Genomic DNA, 20,072 nt, shown 5'->3' on the forward strand with positions numbered 1-20,072 from the left:
AATGAGTAGAGAGGTGAGATCGTGATGCAAGAATGGGATGACGATTTTATCGCACAACGGTTTGATATTTCTTCAAAACCGAGACCCAATGCCTTATTTTCGATGAAGGCAAGAGATTTGGTAGACCCGACACATATGAATGAGCTCGTACAAATCTATGCTCCGCTAATCAAGGCACATGAGCTGACTGCTGCTGGTACTTACATCAGCAGTTGGCTCACGAGCCCTTCTCTCGGTCTTTCGTACATGATTTCTGTCTGGAACCGTGCACTAACCATGGCGCTGGATAATATGACGATTGAATTGTTTTACGAGGATGATTACCCGCAATTCGTCTTTGTGATCCCAGCGTATGAGATCGTAGAAGCGCCTAGCAGCGAAGCAGAGCGCGCAATCTGGCTGAAGGAATGCTATCGTGCGTATTTCCAAGACTTCCTGCACCCATTGCTCACGACTCTTGCAAAGGTAACAGGAAACCCCGAAGCGATGCTCTGGGGACAGTTCCCGACCAAGTTCAATTACTATACGGATGCTTTTGTGGCGTTGGTAGAACAGGATAGCATCAAGCAACAAGTGAAGGCTGATTACGATGTCCTCTGTAATCAGCTGGAAGGCGAGAGCTTTGGATTGCAAAAAAATCCATTTCGTGTCAAAGTGCGCTGGATCGAGGATATGCGTGATCCCCAAGCGAAAGTGCGCATCAAGAATCAATGCTGTTTGTACTATAAGACGGGGGAGCAAAAGTATTGCTATACCTGTCCGCGGATAAAAGAAGAAGAGCGCGCTCTGATGAGAATTCGCGCGTAGCTGACCCTCCCTTTGTGGAGGGTTTTTTCTATACACCGTAGACGTATGGACATGTGCTAGCCTCTTCCTATAAAGTAGAGTCAGGGGTAAAGTTGGAAAAATCAGAATGATTTCCAGGAAGGCGTGGTTCGTATACAGACAATGAACCAAAAGGAACTGGATCGCTACGTTCGAGATTTTCATCAAGCGGTTGTCAATCAACAGCTTAGCCTGTATTATCAACCACTCTACGACCTGAGAACAGGCAAAATAAACGGAGCAGAAGCTCTGGTAAGATGGAACCATCAGCAAAGAGGGCTACTGCCCCCGGATTGGATATTTTTGTTAGCAGAAAAAAGCGGGTTGATTCTTTTGGTAGAGGAATGGGTGATCAGAACGGCTTGCAAGCAGAACAAAGCTTGGCAGGACGCCGGACTACCACCTCTTGTGACATGCGTGAATCTGTCATCCTATACCTTGGAATCGGACCAGTTGGGTAGCAGGATTCAAGCGATCTTAGACGAAACGAACCTGCAGCCTCACTATTTGGAGCTGGAATTTACCGAGGATTCTGCCAGAGATGGGGAACGTACCATCGAGATTTTAGCAGAACTAAAAAGAATCGGGGTAAAAATCAGCTTGGATGATTTTGGGAAGGGCTATAGCAGCATTCAACATCTATCCCGCTTTGCTATGAACAAACTAAAAATCGATCAATCCTGTGTAAGGGAATGCATGAGCGATGTTACACAGGCGACCGTCATCAAAACCGTCATGGCGATGGCACGAAGTCTGGGCGTGCAAGTAACGGCAGAAGGTGTAGAGACGCAAGAGCAACTGGATTTTCTTTGGCAGCTTGGTTGTGATTCTGCTCAAGGATTTTGGTTTAGTGAGCCCATGCCTGCCGATGATTTTGCTCGTGTGTTGAAGCGTGAGGAAAGGTTTAGGAACAGTGCATTTTTACTACTCAATGGTGAACAGCACCGAGCTTTTGATACATACGAAGTGGATCAAAGTGAGCGAGGGGACGTTCTTCGCAAGCAACAAGGAATGACATTTGCTTTTCGGAAACAGGGAGATGCATTCATTCATACGCTGTGCGAAGGAGAGATGCTTTTTCGCATGGGGATGACACCGGAACAAGTGATTGGACAAGATTTGCTGAATATGATCCCGGCTGAAGAGATTCCACGCAAAATGGAATCGTATGAGCGAGCGTGGAGCGGGGAGCAAAACGTGTTTTACGAAGGCAGTGTCAATGGGATTCGCTATCTGGCTGCTTTTCGTCCGATCTTTTCCGATGGTCGTGTGAAGGAAGTCATTGCTTCTTGTGTCGACATTACTGAGCTGAAAAAAGCACAAGAAGCAGAACGTGTGAGCGAATCGCCCTATCGATTGATTGCAGAAAACTTGTCTGATATTATCGTGATCATCAATAGTCAGGGGATCATTACGTATATTTCACCATCCGTTCAATCCGTTCTGGAGATCGCTCCTGATGAAGTTGTGAATCGTCACCTACTAGCTGTCCTGCCCCTGGAAACGGGTAGGCTTGTTATGCAGACGATTCGTCAGATCACGGTGGAGAAGCAGCCTCGTCTCATTACATTTACTTGCCCGGACCGGAATGGCAAAAAGATCACGCTGGAGGCAAAAGGCACCCCGGTGATTCATGAAGAACATGAGCCGAATCAAGTCATATTTATCATTCGAAATCACACGAAGCACGTGAAAACAGAAGAGTTTTTACAAAAGATAGACAAGCTATCCGTCATTGGGCAAATGGCGGCCGGGGTTGCGCACGAAATACGAAACCCGGTAACTTCCATCAAAGGCTTCGTACAATTGCTCCGTCGAGACCAATGGAAGAGGGAATACTTTGATATTATGCAGGCTGAATTTCATCAATTAGAGAGTGTCCTGCGAGAATACGTCTTTCTATCAAGAGAATGCACAGAACCGTGCGAACCAAAAAATCTAGTGAATTTGCTGCGAGAGGTTACACGATTGATGCAAGTAAAGCTAGAGCGTCATCATCTGGTGCTGGATGTCAAGGAAGTGGAAGGGACCACGATTTTGTGCGATCAGAATCAAATTCAGCAGCTTTTCATGAATCTTCTGTCAAACGCTGTTGACTCGATGCAAGATGGTGGGACGATTCAAATCGTGGCTTGGCGTAAAGAAAACGAGCAAGTGATGATAAGAATCATTGATCAAGGCTGCGGTATGGCGGAAGAACGGTTGAAACGATTAGGGGAGCCTTTTTATAGCACGAAAGAGAAGGGGACTGGGCTAGGACTCATGATTTGTTATAAAATCATTCAAGCACACGATGGGTATATCCATTTTTCGAGTACCCCGAATAAAGGGACGACAGTGGAGGTTTCCTTTCCACTAGAAAAATCAAACCCAAGGCTAGATCCATAACGTGATCAGGCCTTGGGTTTTTCATACTTACTCTTTCTTTGGTTGGTTATCGGAAAATTGTTCTTGAACAGCTTCCAAAAAACGCAGCCATGCCTCGGGCAGCTTGGGCTCTTCTGTAGGGCGGCGCATAGTGGAATTGCTGTCGTTTTGTTGCACTGGCTCCATTCTCCATCTATCCTTTCGTGTCTAGCCAATCATGGCGCAGGGTGAACAAGTCCCGCAGCTCCTCCGTTGATAGCTCCGTGATCCAGCTTTCGCCCGTCCCGACAATTTGCTGGCTCAACGATAGCTTTCTCTCCATCATTTCATCAATGCGTTCCTCAATTGTCCCGAGCGAGATGAATTTGTAGACGTGAACATTGCGCTGCTGTCCTATGCGATGAGCACGGTCAGTGGCCTGATTTTCTACTGCAGGATTCCACCAGCGATCTACGTGAATGACGTGGTTGGCTTCCGTCAAGTTCAAGCCAGTTCCACCCGCGCGCAAGGAAAGAATGAAGACGGCCCCGCGTTCATGGTCTGGAAGTGTAGAATCTTGAAAACGAGCAATCATCTCATCGCGTTTTTCTTTCTTCGTGGACCCATTTAGGAAGTAGACAGGTCCATAGCCTTCTCGCGTCAGCACCCGTTGGAGCAAATTGCCCATTTCGATGTATTGGGTAAATATCAGACAACGTTCTTTCTTTTGGCGAATATCCTCCACCAATTCCAGCAGCCTTTCCAATTTGTGCGAGCGACTGGCTTCATCTGCTGTTGAGATTTCCTTCAAAATGAGGGCAGGGTGGTCACACAATTGTTTGAGACGTGTCAATGTCGTCAGAATCAGACCGCGCCGCTCCATAGGAGAGGCTTTTTCCATTCGATCAAACATATCTTGAATCGCTGTCTCATAAAGTGCGCCTTGCTCGGTAGTCAGCGGTACATATTCCTTGCTCTCATTCTTGTCTGGCAAGTCGAGCTGAATGTTCGGATCGGTTTTCACGCGACGGAGCAGGAAAGGCTGAATGAGTCGTTGCACCTGATTGATGAGGTGCTGGTCTTGGTCGCGTTCGATGGGATGGACAAAACGCTGGGTAAATTCCCCGAGACTTCCCAAGTAGCCAGGATTCAAGAAATCAAAAATGGACCAGAGCTCACTCAGACGATTTTCGATCGGAGTGCCTGTAAGAGCGATCCGGTGCCATGCTTTCAAATCGCGCACAGCAGATGCTTGCTTTGTATAGGCGTTTTTAATATTTTGCGCCTCGTCAAGACAAATCGTATCCCATGTAACCATTCCTAGCTCCTGCTCATCCAAATGGGACAGGGCATAGGAGGTAATCACGAGATCTGCTCCTTTGATCGCTGGCAAGAACGCCTCCTTCTTTTGACGATCATTGCCATAGTGAATCATTACTTGAAGAGAGGGGGCGAAGCGCTTCAGCTCTTTTTGCCAGTTGCCTATGACGGAGGTCGGACAGATTAATAGAGAAGGAGTACTGGCTGGGCCATGTTGTTTGACATGAAGCAGGTACGTAATAAATTGAACCGTTTTCCCCAATCCCATGTCATCGGCCAGACAAGCTCCCAACCCAAAGCGGCGTAAAAAGAACAGCCACGAACTGCCCTCCAGCTGATAATTTCGCAACGTCCCGTGAAAAGGAGATGGCTGCTCCATAATCGGGATGCGCTTCGTTTCTTGCAATTGATTCAACAACTCTCGCAAATGTTGGTTTAGCTGAACTTCAACCGTTAGAGAAGTGTCGAAATCGAACTCATCATCGGGTAGCTCCTCAACTTCCACAGGAGGGGCGATGTGCATTCTCATGACGTCACGTAGGGACATGCCGTTTTTCGCTTGGTTTTTCTTGAGCGCTTCCTGCAGCTGTAAGAATAGATCGGGCGTCAATTGTACCCAATGCCCACGAATTTTCAGTAGACGCTGCTTTTGTTTAATGAGTTCCTCAAATTCCTCTTCGCTGAGCTCCACAGGTCCCAAGGCGAGCTTCCATTCAAAATCCATGAGCTGGGAGACACCTAGGAAGGACTGTCTGCTAGCCCCGACAGAGGTTGTAATTTTGGCTTTTAGCTTCGGTTTTACCCGGCGTACTTGTTCCCACCATGCTGGCAGAAAGACGTGAATACCGGCTTGCACCAACTGCAAACTGCTCGACGTCAAAAAGATCCATGCTTGCTCGTTCGTCAATCGGGTGAGAAAACGGCTTTGATTCTCCCGAGTATCTTTTTGCCACGGGAGAATCTCTTTACATTTGGCTAGGTCCGTGAGAAAGCGATTCCAGTGCTCACGCCAGTCAGCAGGGATGCGAGCGGTGGCTACTCCCTCAGCCGTCAACTGGTGTGGCTCAATGAGAAATAACTGATCTGGCTCTTCACGATTCTGCAAATACACTTGGAGTTGCCAGTCATTGGGATGCTCCTCGGCCTCGACGATTTGCAAGCATGTGCGAAACGGTGTCGTATCTGGCAGCCAGCCTATCGATTGCAACCATTCCTGTTCCTGAAGGTGTGGAGAAAGCTCGGCGCCCATGACGTACAGAGCCGGGTATTGCGTCAATAGCTGCTCCCACTTTCGTCCAATCTCACCAGTGCCTTGTGAGGATTCCTCCACGACGAGCGAAAGCCACTTGTGTCCGTACTCCGGAAAATCGCCGGGAGTATGCAGGGCTTTCCAGCCTATTTGTCCTTTTTTCCAGGAAGAAAAATCAGGGGCAATGGAGCCTTGTGCGAGCGTATCCCGGATTATTTTCGCTACATGCGTAAATTGTTCAAATGGCGTGCTGGATGAATAGATCCGATGCAAAAGCCACTGGGGGGAGACGAAAAAGGAGAGGGCCTTGGCAGGACTGAGCAGTACGCCTTGCTCGTTTTTGTCCAGGAAGGTTCCGTAATAGGATGACTCATCCCACGCAAACAGTGTTCCTGCCAATTCTTCTGGATCGACCACTGCTCCTTGCGTGTCTTTGCCAGTAATCAAGAATTGTCCGTCTGCCAAAAGCTCTCCGTCTAGAACCAATGTAGTGACGGTATTCATAAGTTGAAATTTCCTCTCCTTAGCTCTTCTTGAAAAGCACGTAATCGATTATGTTTGGCAGATAATTGATCCACGTATCGTTCCCAGCGCGTATCTTGGTTTGCTCTGTTGTAAATCGTCCTTACCTTTTTCATGAGTTTGATCGCTTCTTTGTAGGCCGTTCGGTTACGTTCCGCAATGAGTCTGTTCACCTCACGCAAATAAAAAGGGAAGAGCAGAGTTGGCTCGGCTTCCTCGATTTCTTTCACCTGCACGATCGAAATATCTGCCATGGGCACTTGAAACGACATTTGCAAATCAATCCATTGCTGAAACTGTCGTTCTTCATATAAATAGGCGGCATATTCGTGATAACTGCTCGGTAAGAACTGCTTCAACTTGGCGCCGCACTCGGCTGATCGTCCCACTTGCTCCATCGCTTCCTGCCAAATGGCGATAACGAGTCGGTATTGCTGTGTCTCGGCTTGACCGATTAAGGACGTCAATGAAGCAGTCCAATCGAGAAATCGCTGCCAGTCTCCATCGCGAGCGAATGATTTCATATAGGACAAGTAGAAGGAGAGGTTCAAACGGCTCATTCTTTTCCAGATTTGTAGAGCAGCTTCGTCCTCCTTTTCCATCACATGAAAGTGGGCACGGAGTAGCAGCCCTTTTTCCTTTTCGGCGGCAGAGATGTTTTCATCGTTGATAAGCTGATCCAGCACATGGATCTCCTCATGCATCCACTCCGGCTTCTTCAATAGCATCCACCACAACATTTGATAGGCGAATATCCAGTAGAGGGAAGTGGCTTCGTTTTCTTTCAATTCCTTTGTCAGTTGAAGTGTATCTACGATGGCATCCTGATGGTGAGTCAAGAGAGCAGGGATATCTGCGAAGTACAACGTCCCTTCTAATTGATCCAATAGCCGCTCGGCTGTCTGAACCAAATCCAGGAACCAGTATGATTGGCGGTACGTTTTGACGTATTGTGTAAGCTTCATGAGATGAAACAGATTAGCATGAATGACAAAGAGTTGTGCCCGATCCTTCGGCCACGAGGCAGCAACACTCAGCACATTTTGATAGCTCGATAATAACTCAGAGGAAGCTCGATACGATTCCATGGCCGCAAACAGGTTGCGTGTCCAGCTCTCAAAAAATGCCCACCATTCTTTGACGGAGCTGTTCGCGGTAAGCGGAGAGGAAACAGACGCTGTATCCTGCTGAGCAAGAGCGATATGGCTATATTTATAAGCAGGAATCAGCAGATGAGGAGAAAAAGTAGCTCGTCTTGGTTGTTGGGAGCGGGTCAAATATGTACGAGGATTCTCGAACACACTGTACATCTGAAAAAAAGTAGCCGCAATATGCTTACAAATGCGCGAATAAGGGCAGGTACAGGTACTGTTTTGAACCGTTTCCATATCGAGGCGAACATGATACACCTCGGAACCTTGAACATCACTCGTCAAATATTGGCCTTGTTCTACGCGTGTATTGAAGACGACGCCATCAGAAAAGTACGTATAGCCCCGTTCAATGATGTGTCCTTCGACGGCAATTAGGATTTGCTCGCCTACCTGTATCGCTTGTTCCCGAGTCAACTCTCTTTGCAACATGTAGTCAGATCCTCCGAACGAAGTGTCATCCCTCCATTATAACCCAAAATGCGGAGAATGGAAAAAGATGCGTGTGTTCGCAGCATCAATAAAATGGTTTGGGCCATAAGCAGAAACAATGCTTAATTTTTGTGGGGACTGGGTGTATACTGTACACGTCGAATGAAAAGCAACTAAACGCAATGTGTTTTATTGTCTTTAGTTGTATTTGTACAACAAGAGAGAGAAGGGGCACACATGCTATCGATTTCGATTCTGCTCGTACTATCGTCTGGCCTTGCGCACGCAGTCTGGAACCTGTTCACGAAAAAAAGTGAGAACAAAATGGCGTTTCTTTGGTTGATTACATTGCCAACAACCGTGATCCTCTTGCCTGTTCTCATTTGGGAATTGATGCGCGTACAACTGACATGGTCTTTGGTTCTTTTTCTGTTTATGTCCTTTTTCTTTCAAGGATGCTATACCTTATTGATTTCAAAGGCGTATACATACGGGGATATCTCGCAGGTTTACCCCATCATGAGGGGGACGGGGACGCTTCTCATTCCGTTTTTTAGCGCGATTTTCTTTCAAGAGTATTTATCTGTACCGGGATGGCTGGGGGTCATTTGCATCGTGATGGGAGTCTTCGCCATTAGTGGAATGATTGGCACAGATCGTCAGGCTCAACCAGTGAATCCGCTTGCCCTGCGATACGCTTTTGCTGTCGGACTATGCATTACAGGGTACACGTTAACCGACAAGCAAATCGTACAACAATTATCTCCATTCGCTTTATTGGAAATAACGAACTTTGCCTGTCTGATTGTCGCGGGGGGCTTCGTTTGGAAGAAGGGACTCATCCGCCGTGAGTGGCAAAAAAACTGGCGAACGATTGTACTCGGTGCCGTCCTTTCACCAGGCTCGTATTTGTTGTTTTTGTTTGCCATGACATTGGCACCACTGGCAGCTATCGCGCCCATTCGTGAGGTAAGTACGGTTTTTGGTACGCTGCTCGGGGTCTTCTTGTTAAAGGAGCGACAACGCGTATGGCGACTGTCCATGTCTTTGATGATCACGATTGGCATTATTTCCATTGCCGTTTGGGGCTAAAGGATGATGAAGAGTCGGCTGGGAGAAATCCTGGCTGGCTATTTTTTTTGCTACCAGGGAATGATGAAGTGGTAAGAAAAAAACGGCTAAGGATGATCAAAATGGATGCAAAAGCAATTGCTCCGATCACTCATAAGCGGACGAAAAAAAGAAGGATCGCAATAAGAGCTCTCGTAATCATCATTGGAGCTTTGTTGGTGGCAGTCGGACTGGAAATCTTTCTGGTCCCAAACAACATCATTGACGGTGGTGTAACCGGTGTTTCCATTATGGCCTCAAAGCTGACAGGAGGCCCTCTCGGATTATTTTTATTCCTGCTGAACCTGCCCTTTTTACTTATTGGCTACAAGCAAATTGGCAAGACATTTGCCATCTCTACGCTGTTCGGTGTCGTCGTGATGTCGTTGGGAACGAGCTACCTCCATCATGTCCCTAGCTTGACGGACGATTTGCTTCTCTCGGCGGTTTTTGGTGGGATTATCATCGGAATCGGAGTGGGACTCGTCATTCGCGCGGGCGGTTCCTTGGATGGAACGGAAATTGTTGCGATCCTGATGACGAGGAAAAGTCCGTTTTCGGTCGGCGAAATGGTCATGTTTTTTAACATTTTTATTTTAGGCAGTGCCGGCTTCATTTTTGGGTGGGACCGGGCCATGTACTCGTTAATTGCTTACTACATCGCTTATAAAATGATCGATATTACCATGGTCGGGCTCGAGCAATCAAGATCTGTATGGATCATCAGTGATTATCCAGTCGAAATTGGCGATGCGTTAACCGCGAGACTGGGGCGGGGAATTACCTATTTGAATGGAGAAGGAGGTTACTCCGGAGATGTCAAAAAGGTCATCTTCTGTGTCATCACCCGATTGGAAGAAGCGAAGCTGAAATCCATCGTGGAGGAAATCGATTCCTCTGCATTTTTGGCAATCGGTCATATTCATGATGTTTCTGGTGGACGGTTTAAGAAAAAGAATATTCATTAGCCAACGAGCTGAGCCCCCTTTTCCCGTAAGTTGAACGGCGAGAAGGGGGTTAAAAATGTATTGACCGCGATGACAGAATTATTTTACGATTACTTTATACCAAAATACAAAATGCCATTCCGTATTTTGGGACGAAAAAGTGGTGATGAAAAATGGAAAAAACAGCAAACCGAAGTGTGTTGAAAACACTGGAGTTTTTAGAGTACTTCATCGACAACACTGAATTGAGTCTGGCTGAACTCGTGGAATTGTCGCAAATGCCGAAAAGCACGGTATTTCGGATCATCCAGACCCTTGAAATGCGTGGTTTCGTCTCCAAAACAGCGAACCATCAACCACCCAAGTACCAATTGGGCTTGAAGTTGCTCGAATTTGGAAACATCGTGGCACAGCGATTGGAGATCAGAAAAATTGCGCTTCCGTACATGCTGCAATTACGTGATAGCGTCGAGGAAGCAGTTAATTTGATTATTCGGGATCAAGATGAAGGAGTTTACATTGAAAAAGTTGATACACGTGGCTACGTGCGGGTATATACCCAAGTGGGGCGAAGGGCGCCGCTGTATGCCGGAGCGTGCCCGCGGATTTTGTTATCATTCATGCCAGATGAGGAAATTACCGCTTTCTTGAAGCGGGTTGAATGGAAGAAGATCGCTCCAGGTACCAATACAGATGAGCAACTGTTGTGGAAATGGATACACGATGCGCGTGAGAGGGGTTACACCGTGAGCTACGGTGAACTGGAACCGGATTCTGCGGCTTTGGCAGTCCCCATTCGTGATTTTACGGGACAAGTTATTGCTGGCTTGAGCTTAGCTGGCGCCACTTCACGTTTTACGGAGGAGCGATTGGGATATTTGATCCAGGAGACGAAAGCAGCGGCGAAAAGCATCATGAGCCAGCTGGGATATACGGAAGCAATCACAGGCAAATAGGAGGAGTACGACATGAAAACGATTCTTGTAACAGGTTTTGATCCTTTTGGGGGTGAGTCTGTCAATCCAGCATGGGAGTCCGTAAAAGAGCTAGGAAAGATCGAGTCTGCGCATTATCAAGTGGAATTACGTCAAATCCCTACTGTTTTTGATAAGTCGATCGAACAGCTTTATGCAGCGATTGAGGAAACCAAGCCGGACATCGTGATTTGCATTGGACAAGCAGGCGGACGTGTCGATATTGCGGTGGAGCGCGTCGCAATTAATGTGAACGATGCTCGTATTCCAGACAATGAAGGAAATCAACCCATTGACACGCCGATTCGGGAAAATGGACCTGTTGCGTACTGGTCTACCTTGCCTATCAAGGCCATCGTCCATGAATTAAGAACGCAAGGGGTACCTGCATCCGTGTCACAAACGGCCGGAACATATGTGTGCAATCATCTTTTTTATGGATTGATGCACTATCTAGCCGAAAATCACGCATCAACACGCGGGGGATTCATCCATATTCCATACTTGCCCGAGCAGGCTGCAAAGCAGGCAGAACAGCCAAGCATGGCGCTGGAAACGATTGTGAAAGGGTTGCAAATTGCGATCGAGGCAACGATTGCGCATGAGCAGGATATGGTTGTGGGTGGCGGACAAATCAGTTGATCAAGAGGGGAAACGAATGAAGAACTATGAATTTTCTCCACTTAGCGATTCGGGTGTGATTGTCAAGCTAGGGGATGTGATTGATCAAAGGACGCATGAGATTGTCGTTATGTTCACGGATTATCTTCAGGAGAATCCTTTTCCGGGAATGCTGGAGATCGTCCCCGGTTTTACCACTGTTACGGTCTACTATGATCCGATCATTCTTGCACAGCAGTCTCCCCACGACCTGATGCCTTATGAGAGTGTTCTCGCAATCCTTGACCAAATGTTCCAAACGCTCACTGTCACATGCAAGGCAGAGTCTAGGCTTGTTGAGATTCCGGTTTGCTATGGCGGAAGCTTTGGACCGGATTTGGACATCGTCGCGCAACAGAACAGTCTCACACGAGAGGAAGTCATTGCGATTCATTCCTCTGCCGAATATTTGGTCTATATGATCGGATTTGCTCCCGGTTTTCCGTATCTCGGTGGAATGGATGAACGGTTGGCGACCCCACGTCGCTCCTCACCGCGCCTCTCGATTCCGAAAGGCAGTGTAGGAATTGGCGGATCGCAAACGGGTATATACTCAGTCGAGACTCCAGGCGGATGGCAAATTATCGGAAGAACACCACTCAGCTTATTTCAACCAAACGAGAGTCAGCCGAGTCTTTTGCGTGCTGGAGACAAAGTTCGTTTTCATCCAATCTCCGAGCAGGAGTATGAGGCTGGGAAGAAGGTGTTTCCATGAGCATAGAGGTTGTTTCGCCAGGGCTTTGTACAACCGTGCAAGATAGGGGCAGGTACGGGTATCAGCGGCACGGAGTCAATGTCGGTGGTGCCATGGACACGCTCGCCTTACAGATGGCTAATATGCTGGTCGGCAATCATCGCGATGAGGCAGTACTAGAGTTGACCATGAAGGGACCGACACTCTTGTTTCAAAAGGACATGCTGATTGCGATCTGTGGTGGCGATTTCAGTCCGACCATCAACAAGAATCCAATCAATTCCAATCGAGCGGTCTGGGTAAAGAGTGGAAGCAGGTTGCAGTTTGGCCACGCGAAACAAGGCTGTCGTGCCTATCTCGCCGTTGCTGGTGGATGGGATGTGCCGATCGTGATGGGTAGTCGCAGCACGAATCTGCGAGCGGGATTCGGGGGATTGGCAGGTAGAATGCTGCAAGCAGGTGATAGACTCGAACACAACCCACAAAGCTCGTTCAGTTTGTATCTCGCAAAGCAATTGGAACAAAAAGCACGAGGCGCTGCTTTTTCCAATACGAATTGGTTTATTCCTTTCGGTTACATGACAAAAAGTCGGGAAGGGATAGTCCGGGTCATTCGTGGCGATCAGTTCGATGATTTTACATCAGAAAGCCGTCAAAGCTTTTTCGAACAGGCTTTTCAAGTATCTCCTCAATCAGATCGGATGGGGTATCGCTTGACGGGACCGACTCTTGCCCTCACATCTCCACTTGAGCTGATTTCTGCTGCTGTTACGATGGGAACAATTCAGGTTCCCCCAGACGGTCAGCCGATCATCCTGATGGCAGACAGACAAACAATCGGCGGATATCCCAAGATCGGTTATGTGGCGACTGTCGATTTGCCGATCATCGCTCAGTTGCGACCGGGAGAAACGATGCGTTTCCAGGAGATTTCTCTACATGATGCGCAGCGGGCACTGTACGAACGAGAACGAACCATGAATGAGATCAAGTTGGGAATGGAACAGACTGTAGGGAGGAGGTAAAACATGAAGAGCGTAGATCTAAACTGTGATATGGGAGAGAGCTTTGGCGCTTACCGGATTGGAAATGACCAAGCCATCCTTCACTATGTCAGCTCGGCAAATGTCGCTTGTGGTTTCCATGCTGGAGACCCAGGAACGATGAGGAAAACGGTGCAAATGGCTTTGGAGGCAGGCGTCGCAATCGGTGCCCATCCCGGATTCGCTGATTTGGTCGGCTTCGGTCGCCGCAACATGGAGATTTCCCCTGAAGAGGCGTACGATTTAGTCGTGTACCAAATCGGCGCCCTGCAAGCGTTTGTACGGGCAGAAGGGGGCGTCATGCATCATGTGAAGCCTCATGGAGCCTTGTACAATATGGCAGCCACAAGACCCGCTCTGGCCGAGTCTATCGCGTTGGCCATCTACAAAGTAAATCCGGAACTGGTGTTGTATGGCTTGGCGGGAAGTGAGTTGACGCGTGCAGGGGAAAAAATCGGTCTTGCTACGGCGCACGAAGTGTTTGCCGACCGTACGTATCAGCAGGATGGTACGCTGACACCGCGCAGTCAGCCGAATGCGATGATTACGGACCAACAGCAATCCCTACAGCAAGTCATTCGTATGGTAAGCGAGGGACTCGTCCTGACCCAGAAAGGCGTGGATATCCCGATTCAGGCAGATTCGATTTGTATTCACGGCGACGGTGCTCATGCGTTGGAATTCGCGCAGAGCATCCGAGAAGCTTTGGCAGGAGCAGGCATTACAATCGCAGCACGATTTGCTCGATAGACATCTATCGGGCTTTTTCTGTTTCCGCCCCAGGAGTCTGGTATCGTGCGGTACTTCGTTTTTTTCCCCAGAGGAGGAAGAGCAAGAACAACAGCGGAATATAGCCATAAATGAAAACGAGACTAACTTTCCCATAAAAATCGAGTGCCAAGAGCAAAGGAGTGGTACCTTCGAGCAGATAGGAACCCATTGCCAATGATACTAGGATAAGCAAAAGGGCCCGGATTTGACTGATGCCAAATATCTGTTTCATTCCTCGGGTAACCCCCCATAGATTGAGACAAATGTTTGGCAAAATCACGAAGAGCCAAAGAGATATCACAATGAACTCCAATCGCTGCAAAATCGGAATTTCTACGATTTTGAGCATGGTCAAGGTCGGCCAAATAATCTTATCCAGTTCACCATGGCTAAACATGAGGAATGTCACGATAGCGACGGCTACATACAGGAGCGTGCTGAAAAGAACGCCAGCGTGGGCCCATTTTTGCGAGTGAGCTGCTCGTTTGATAAATGGGTAGTAGAAGAACAGTAATTCAAAGCCCATATAATTGATGACAGCGTCTTTGGCAGACGCGAATAAGGAGGGGAGGTTATGCGAAAACATCGGGAACAAGTTATTCGGGTGAGCGTACTCGAATGGGAATAAAAACAAAGGAAGCATCAAAATCGCCGGAATCACCACACCGAAAAAGCAGACGCCCGTAACCGTGCGAAAACCACCAGCGACAATGTACAGAATGAGGACCAAGATAATCAGCGTCGTGCTCCAGGTATGCATGAGAGGGAAAATAAATTGCTTCACAATACTGACGTAAGAACGCAAGATGAGAAAAGCAGCCATCCAGACGTAGATCAATACGACTAAGCTCATCAACTTGCCTAGCCATTTTCCAAAGCAGAGCTCGTGAAGGGAGAACAAATCATGGCTGCCCGCATTCAACATGGAATAGAGCATCCAAACAATGAGATGGATGCTTGCCCCGGCAAGTAGAAGGGAGATCCAGGCATCGTATCCGGCATGGGCTACGATTGTCCGTTGAAACCCTAGTATCCCGACCCCCACGATATTGGCATGCACGAGAAAGAATACAAAAAAAGGTGAAACCATAGCGCTTTCCCGAATGGAAGTACTCACCTGATCCCTCCTGGTTATTCATTACTCACCTGTTTGCTCCAGCTTAACCGAAGCTGTCACTGCGATTTTCATCTCTGGATAAATCTTTTTGAAGTGCGAGTAGTTCCACGAAGCGCTTCGACTACGAACCAAATCACCAAATCCAACCGGGTCAACTTCAAGCTTCTGTAAATGCTTCACAAAGCTCGTCGCCTCCTTTTGCAGGTACGAGGAAAGTTCTTTTTCCATTTGATATAGGACTTGTGGATTGGATAATTGCAGCCACTTCGAATAATCTTTGATTTGCCCATTTACCGTGAGCTTTACCATAATGCTTGGGACAGGCTCTGACGTCTTGATAGTGAATGCGGCATGGGAATGAAGATTTTTCAACAGTCCGGATTCTTTTCGATTGTTTATCGTCACTTCAAATGGAATTTGACCACTCTTGGCTTTTTCGACCATGATTTTTAACAAAAAGCTCTCTTTCGAATGGATGCGATGCACGAATTTGTCATCGCGAAAAAGCGCGAGACCATCCAGCTTCACTCTGTCGTTATGCATCACGAAATAGGGAAGGTAAGGATCACGGCCCTCGCCGTATAAATTGAACAAGAAAATATGCAGGTTGGTCTTGGGCAAATTCAGCGTTTTGATGTTTTGAGCGACACTATCAGAGATGAAAAAAGGGACTTGCATATGACGGATGCCCTTCAATATCGTCAATGCCTTTGGTTCCGCCACACCGAGTTGAAGGCGAAAACCAATAGAGGGATCGCGGCAAAGTGTATGTACCAGCGTTTCCACTCCGTTTTCAGCATATTTTGTCCCGACAATGACGGAGCGCAATTGTCCTAGCTCTACTTGAGAAGGCGTGATGGCATTAAAATCAGGGAGGATCGTAAATAAATTCGAGCTTTTTGTTTCCAGCAGCTCTACCTGTGTCTTTTCCTTTCCGTACACGTGAGTGATGGCCGCACCTTTAATCTTTTGATCTTCGATATCGAGCCCCAGTGAATGAATCAGCTGTACTTCGCTAACGATTCGAGTCGAAGAGCAGCCAGCCACGATCCATATCAATAACACCAGTATCCATTTCCTCTTTGCAACCATGGTTTCCTCGATGGCTCCTTCATCTATTCATCAATGTCTCTTTTCTGAGTGGCCTTGTCAGGATCGTATCTCCACTGTGAGATGACGCGCATAACAGCAGACCTTCTGGCCGTTCTGCTGTAGGAGGAGCGAATAAAGCTGTCCGCGAAACTACGTCTGCGAAAAGGGAAAAGCGGAGCCAGGTAAGGTGTTCCTAACGATTTAAGCTGAAGAAGATGAGTCAGCATGAACATGAGACCGATGGCAATCCCAAGCCCGCCCCAAATTCCAGACAAAATAATGAGCGGGAAGCGCAGGAAACGGATCGTATTTGACATTTTGTAAATGGGGGTGGTGAAAGAGGCGAGCGCCGACAGAGCAACGATGATCAGCAATATATTACTGGTCAAGGCTGCTTCTACAGATGCTTGACCAATGACGATTCCACCTACGATTCCAAGAGTCTGCCCGACCTTTGTCGGGAGCCGGGCACCTGCTTCTCGCAAGAACTCGATCGTCAGCTCCAAGAAAAGCACCTCTAAAACAGGGGGAAACGGGACGTATTTCCTCGATAAAATAATCGGAGCCAGCATGTCTTGCGGAATCATTTCCAAATGGAAAGTGAGAACCGCCGTATAGGCAGGTGTCATCAAAATAGAAAAAAGCACACCAAAAATGCGAATCAACCGAAAGAGGGACGATAAGATCCACGGTAAATAATAATCCTCGGGAGAAATGAAGAAATCAAAAATAGTAGTTGGACCTGTAATGACATACGGAGATGCATCGGAAATAATCACGATTTGTCCGAGAGTTAACGCATAGATGACCCGGTCAATCCTTTCTGTAGACAGAAACAATGGGAAAGGAGTATTCGAATTATCACTCATGATTTGATCGAGCTGTGATGAATCAAAAATAATATCGAAGTCGATCGTCTGTAGTCTTTGCTCAACGGTTTCAATGTGCTGAGGATTCGTAATACCAGACAAATAGACAACGGCGATGCGCGTATGAGAGAGCGTCCCTAAGGTTAACTCTCGAATGATTAATTTGGGTGTGCTGATTTGTTGACGGATGAGATGCAGGTTGATATCAATGTTTTCAACAAAGCCTACCTTTGGTCCAACGACACTAAACTCGTTTTCCGTGTCATTGTCAGTTCGCAGTCCTTCGGTCGGATTGGACAGATTGATGAGGGCGAAGAACTGTAGATTGTCTTTCGATTGGATGGCAGCATAACCCGTCATGATTTTGGAGACGACTGTCTGTATGTCGTCTGTATAAACAATATCCTCCACATAGATAAAGCGGGAAAAGTGGCGCAGGTCCGTGATCGATTCATTTGCTTCCATACGTTCTTGAAGGGGGCGCAAGAGATTTTTTTGCAGTAGCTCTGTTTTTATTAAGGTTTGATAGTACGAAATAATAAAAGGACATTCCTCGTTCAGCAGGGGATAATACTTAAAATCATTCGAGTCTTGTGCGATGGAAAGAAACTCATTCCATTCCGTTATCATCTCGGTTTCGCTCCATAAGCTGTTGATCATTTGTGTTTTACTATGTCCGGTTTGCAGTGGAATTATCATCTAGGAAATAGAATGATTTCCTATTGGGAGGGGAACAATCAAACAAAGAACGAAGCGTGAAGAGAAATTGAAATTGAGGGGTTCATATGCTGGAAGTTAATTGTGATACATCATCGCTGAAGGCTGAATTGCTGCAAGAGCTGAGGGGAATATCCGTTACGTTGGATGAGAGCATACATGCGTTAAAAGATGAAAACGAATGTGTGCTCGGGACGTTTGATCAAATACGGACGAAGTTTAGCCGACTCGAAACAGTAGCAGCCTCCTTTTATTTACAATGCTATCTATCACCCTATACGGAAAAATATCTGGATTTATCCAAGGCTGTGCAGCACTTGGCCAAAAGGCGCCAAGGAGCACTGATTGTCGTTGAGCGTGAGGACCCGCTTGATCTGCTGTTGCAAGCAGGCATACCGATTGGGGCCACGATGAGCCATTCCTTGCTGGAATCGATCTTTTATCCTGGAAGCCCTTTGCATGATGGGGCCGTCCTGATTCGGGAAAATCATATCGTTTCCGCGGCCAATGTACTGCCATTGTCACAGGTTGTGGTAGGGGAAAAAAAACTGGGAACCAGACATCGTGCTGCTTTGGGCTTGAGTGAGAAAAGCGATGCGCTGATCGTTGTGGTCTCTGAGGAAACGGGGAAAGCGTCCTTTGCCATGCAGGGACACTTGTATCCGATTATTTCCCCTTCATGAAAGCGCTCCACGAAAATCCGTTGTATCCGAGAAAAAAAGAGGCTGGATTTGTCATGGTGATGACATAAATCCAGCCTCTCGCTATGCCATTCTCAGGTTAGATTCAAGCCCAATTTCCGTTGCGGAAGAGTGGTTCACGCTTGCCGTCAGCTGTTTCTCCATCAATGTTCATCTCGGCGGAACCAATCATGAAATCGACGTGAGTGAGGCTGATATTGATACCGCGGCTAGCTAGTTCCTCATTGCTCATGTCAGCGCCACCTTCAATATTCACACTATAAGCGTTACCGATCGCCAAGTGGTTGGACGCATTCTCATCAAAGAGGGTGTTATAGAAAATGATATCTGATTGTGAGATAGGGGACAGATGAGGAACCAATGCCACTTCCCCCAAATAATGCGAGCCTTCATCTGTTTCAATTAATTGCTTTAGGGATTCTTCTCCCTTTTCAGCAGTTGCCGAGACAATTCTTCCTTTTTCAAAAGTCAGCGTAAAATTCTCGATCAAATTCCCATGATAGCTCAAAGGCTTGGTGCTGCGAACGGTTCCGTTGACGCCTTCTTTTAATGGCGCGGTGAATACTTCTTCTGTCGGCATATTGGCCATGAAGGAGGCACCGTCTTTATTTACGCTCCCGCCGCCAATCCAAATGTGATTGGAAGGAAGCTCAATCGTCAGGCTGGTACCAGGAGCTTCGTAATGAAGGTAGCGGTACTGTTTGGCATTGAGCTGATCCACCTTGCTGTTCAGTGTCGCATGATGGTCATGCCAAGCTTGGACAGGGTCATCCATATCTGCGCGAGTGGCGCGGAAGATCGCATCCCACAGGGCAAGCTCCTGTTCCTCTTGTGACAAATGCGGGAAGACCATAGCGGCCCATGCAGGTGATGGAACTGCAAGCACGCACCAGCTCACTTTATCGGACATGGTATAGCTGCGGAATTTATGGAGAGCTTGACCAGCTGTTTTGTTGGCAGTAGAAATGCGGTCAAGACTTACACCCTTCAGCAAATCGGGATTCGCTGCAGAAATGTAAAGAAATGCCGCGCCATTTTCCGCCATTTCCTCTAATCCCTGTACCTTCCATTGCGGGTATTCACGAAACGCTTCTTCAGGAGCCAAATCATATTTCATCCGTGTGAGTTCATCGTCGGTCCACTCAATATGTACGTGCTTGGCACCCGCTTCATACGCTTTTTTGGCTACCTTTCTCACAAAAGGAGCAGTAGATAGCGGAGCTGTTACTACTAACGTTTGCATAGGTTGTACGTTCACGCCGACTTTTACAGCGAGATCAGCGTAACGGTCAAACAAGGTTTCAAAAGACATGGTTCATTTCCTCCTTTTAAGAACAAAAGGCTTACTTGCACTCTATCTATTTTACCTTCCCCTCCGAAATCACCTGCTTATGATTTGAAAGAATTTCCTAGGAAAGCGCAGAAAAAGACAGATTACGGCCTAATTCGAGCAAGTTATCCACTTGTTTATTTTGGTTAATTGTAGGAAAATTCAAATGAAAAGGCAATTTTATTACATAAAAAATATTTTA

The 20,072-nt window shown here is 47.2% G+C and carries 17 protein-coding genes; 10 read left to right on the top strand and 7 right to left on the bottom strand.

Going from position 1 to position 20,072, the window contains the following annotated elements; genetic code table 11:
• Nucleotides 1–24 precede the first annotated feature (24 nt).
• Together ACFVS2_RS02975 and ACFVS2_RS02980 are read left to right on the top strand one after the other, a co-directional pair.
• Nucleotides 25–807, top strand: a complete 783-nt coding sequence (locus ACFVS2_RS02975) for a Fe-S oxidoreductase (protein ID WP_390232378.1) — start codon at nucleotides 25–27, stop codon at nucleotides 805–807.
• Between the two features lie 123 nt (nucleotides 808–930).
• Nucleotides 931–3,213, top strand: coding sequence for an EAL domain-containing protein (locus ACFVS2_RS02980; RefSeq protein ID WP_390230697.1), 2,283 nt, complete (start codon nucleotides 931–933; stop codon nucleotides 3,211–3,213).
• A gap of 27 nt (nucleotides 3,214–3,240) precedes the next feature.
• On the opposite strand, the gene ACFVS2_RS02985 is transcribed toward ACFVS2_RS02980, so the two are convergent.
• From ACFVS2_RS02985 to ACFVS2_RS02995, 3 genes are read right to left on the bottom strand one after another with little or no spacing between them, the layout of a single operon-like run.
• Nucleotides 3,241–3,378: a hypothetical protein gene (locus tag ACFVS2_RS02985; protein ID WP_007720983.1), complete on the bottom strand. Its 138-nt coding sequence runs from the start codon at nucleotides 3,376–3,378 to the stop codon at nucleotides 3,241–3,243.
• 7 nt (nucleotides 3,379–3,385) lie between these two features.
• Entirely contained in the window at nucleotides 3,386–6,244 is a 2,859-nt protein-coding gene (locus tag ACFVS2_RS02990; protein ID WP_390230700.1) for a DEAD/DEAH box helicase, read from the bottom strand.
• Nucleotides 6,241–7,845 carry an SWIM zinc finger family protein gene (locus ACFVS2_RS02995; protein ID WP_390230704.1) on the bottom strand — a complete coding sequence of 535 codons (1,605 nt, stop codon included), beginning with the start codon at nucleotides 7,843–7,845 and terminating at the stop codon, nucleotides 6,241–6,243. Before ACFVS2_RS02995 ends, ACFVS2_RS02990 begins: the two co-directional genes overlap by 4 nt.
• 237 nt (nucleotides 7,846–8,082) lie before the next feature.
• Here ACFVS2_RS02995 and ACFVS2_RS03000 point away from each other — a divergent pair, with 237 nt between their 5' ends.
• The 7 genes from ACFVS2_RS03000 to ACFVS2_RS03030 all read left to right on the top strand — a co-directional run bounded on the left by ACFVS2_RS03000 (nucleotide 8,083) and on the right by ACFVS2_RS03030 (nucleotide 14,023).
• Complete coding sequence (locus ACFVS2_RS03000) at nucleotides 8,083–8,937, top strand: DMT family transporter (protein ID WP_390230707.1); 855 nt, start codon at nucleotides 8,083–8,085, stop codon at nucleotides 8,935–8,937.
• 101 nt (nucleotides 8,938–9,038) lie between these two features.
• Nucleotides 9,039–9,923, top strand: a complete 885-nt coding sequence (locus ACFVS2_RS03005; protein WP_390232380.1) for a YitT family protein — start codon at nucleotides 9,039–9,041, stop codon at nucleotides 9,921–9,923.
• Nucleotides 9,924–10,075: 152 nt separating this feature from the next.
• Nucleotides 10,076–10,858: an IclR family transcriptional regulator gene (locus ACFVS2_RS03010; RefSeq protein ID WP_390230710.1), complete on the top strand. Its 783-nt coding sequence runs from the start codon at nucleotides 10,076–10,078 to the stop codon at nucleotides 10,856–10,858.
• A gap of 12 nt (nucleotides 10,859–10,870) precedes the next feature.
• Entirely contained in the window at nucleotides 10,871–11,518 is a 648-nt protein-coding gene (pcp, locus tag ACFVS2_RS03015) for a pyroglutamyl-peptidase I (protein ID WP_390230713.1), read from the top strand.
• A gap of 16 nt (nucleotides 11,519–11,534) precedes the next feature.
• On the top strand, nucleotides 11,535–12,251 hold the full coding sequence (gene pxpB, locus ACFVS2_RS03020) for a 5-oxoprolinase subunit PxpB (RefSeq protein ID WP_173617795.1): 717 nt from the start codon (nucleotides 11,535–11,537) through the stop codon (nucleotides 12,249–12,251).
• Nucleotides 12,248–13,255: a 5-oxoprolinase subunit C family protein gene (locus ACFVS2_RS03025; RefSeq protein WP_390230717.1), complete on the top strand. Its 1,008-nt coding sequence runs from the start codon at nucleotides 12,248–12,250 to the stop codon at nucleotides 13,253–13,255. The genes pxpB and ACFVS2_RS03025 overlap by 4 nt, the downstream gene beginning before the upstream one ends.
• Before the next feature lie 3 nt (nucleotides 13,256–13,258).
• Nucleotides 13,259–14,023 carry a LamB/YcsF family protein gene (locus tag ACFVS2_RS03030; protein ID WP_390230719.1) on the top strand — a complete coding sequence of 255 codons (765 nt, stop codon included), beginning with the start codon at nucleotides 13,259–13,261 and terminating at the stop codon, nucleotides 14,021–14,023.
• 4 nt (nucleotides 14,024–14,027) lie between these two features.
• Here ACFVS2_RS03030 and ACFVS2_RS03035 read toward each other — a convergent pair whose 3' ends face one another.
• Genes ACFVS2_RS03035 through ACFVS2_RS03045 form a run of 3 tightly spaced genes read right to left on the bottom strand, consistent with a single transcriptional unit; the run spans nucleotide 14,028 to nucleotide 17,752 of the window.
• Nucleotides 14,028–15,161, bottom strand: coding sequence for a GerAB/ArcD/ProY family transporter (locus ACFVS2_RS03035; RefSeq protein WP_173617792.1), 1,134 nt, complete (start codon nucleotides 15,159–15,161; stop codon nucleotides 14,028–14,030).
• A gap of 21 nt (nucleotides 15,162–15,182) precedes the next feature.
• On the bottom strand, nucleotides 15,183–16,226 hold the full coding sequence (locus tag ACFVS2_RS03040) for a Ger(x)C family spore germination protein (protein ID WP_390230722.1): 1,044 nt from the start codon (nucleotides 16,224–16,226) through the stop codon (nucleotides 15,183–15,185).
• A 50-nt stretch (nucleotides 16,227–16,276) separates the two neighbouring features.
• Complete coding sequence (locus tag ACFVS2_RS03045) at nucleotides 16,277–17,752, bottom strand: spore germination protein (RefSeq protein WP_390230725.1); 1,476 nt, start codon at nucleotides 17,750–17,752, stop codon at nucleotides 16,277–16,279.
• A gap of 155 nt (nucleotides 17,753–17,907) precedes the next feature.
• Here ACFVS2_RS03045 and cdaS point away from each other — a divergent pair, with 155 nt between their 5' ends.
• Nucleotides 17,908–18,522: a sporulation-specific diadenylate cyclase CdaS gene (cdaS, locus tag ACFVS2_RS03050; protein ID WP_173617789.1), complete on the top strand. Its 615-nt coding sequence runs from the start codon at nucleotides 17,908–17,910 to the stop codon at nucleotides 18,520–18,522.
• Nucleotides 18,523–18,625: 103 nt separating this feature from the next.
• On the opposite strand, the gene ACFVS2_RS03055 is transcribed toward cdaS, so the two are convergent.
• Entirely contained in the window at nucleotides 18,626–19,852 is a 1,227-nt protein-coding gene (locus ACFVS2_RS03055) for an aminopeptidase (protein WP_390230729.1), read from the bottom strand.
• Nucleotides 19,853–20,072: the final 220 nt, after the last annotated feature.

Origin of the sequence: Brevibacillus sp. NPDC058079 (assembly GCF_042885155.1) — a bacterium.
Classification (GTDB): Bacteria; Bacillota; Bacilli; order Brevibacillales; family Brevibacillaceae; genus Brevibacillus.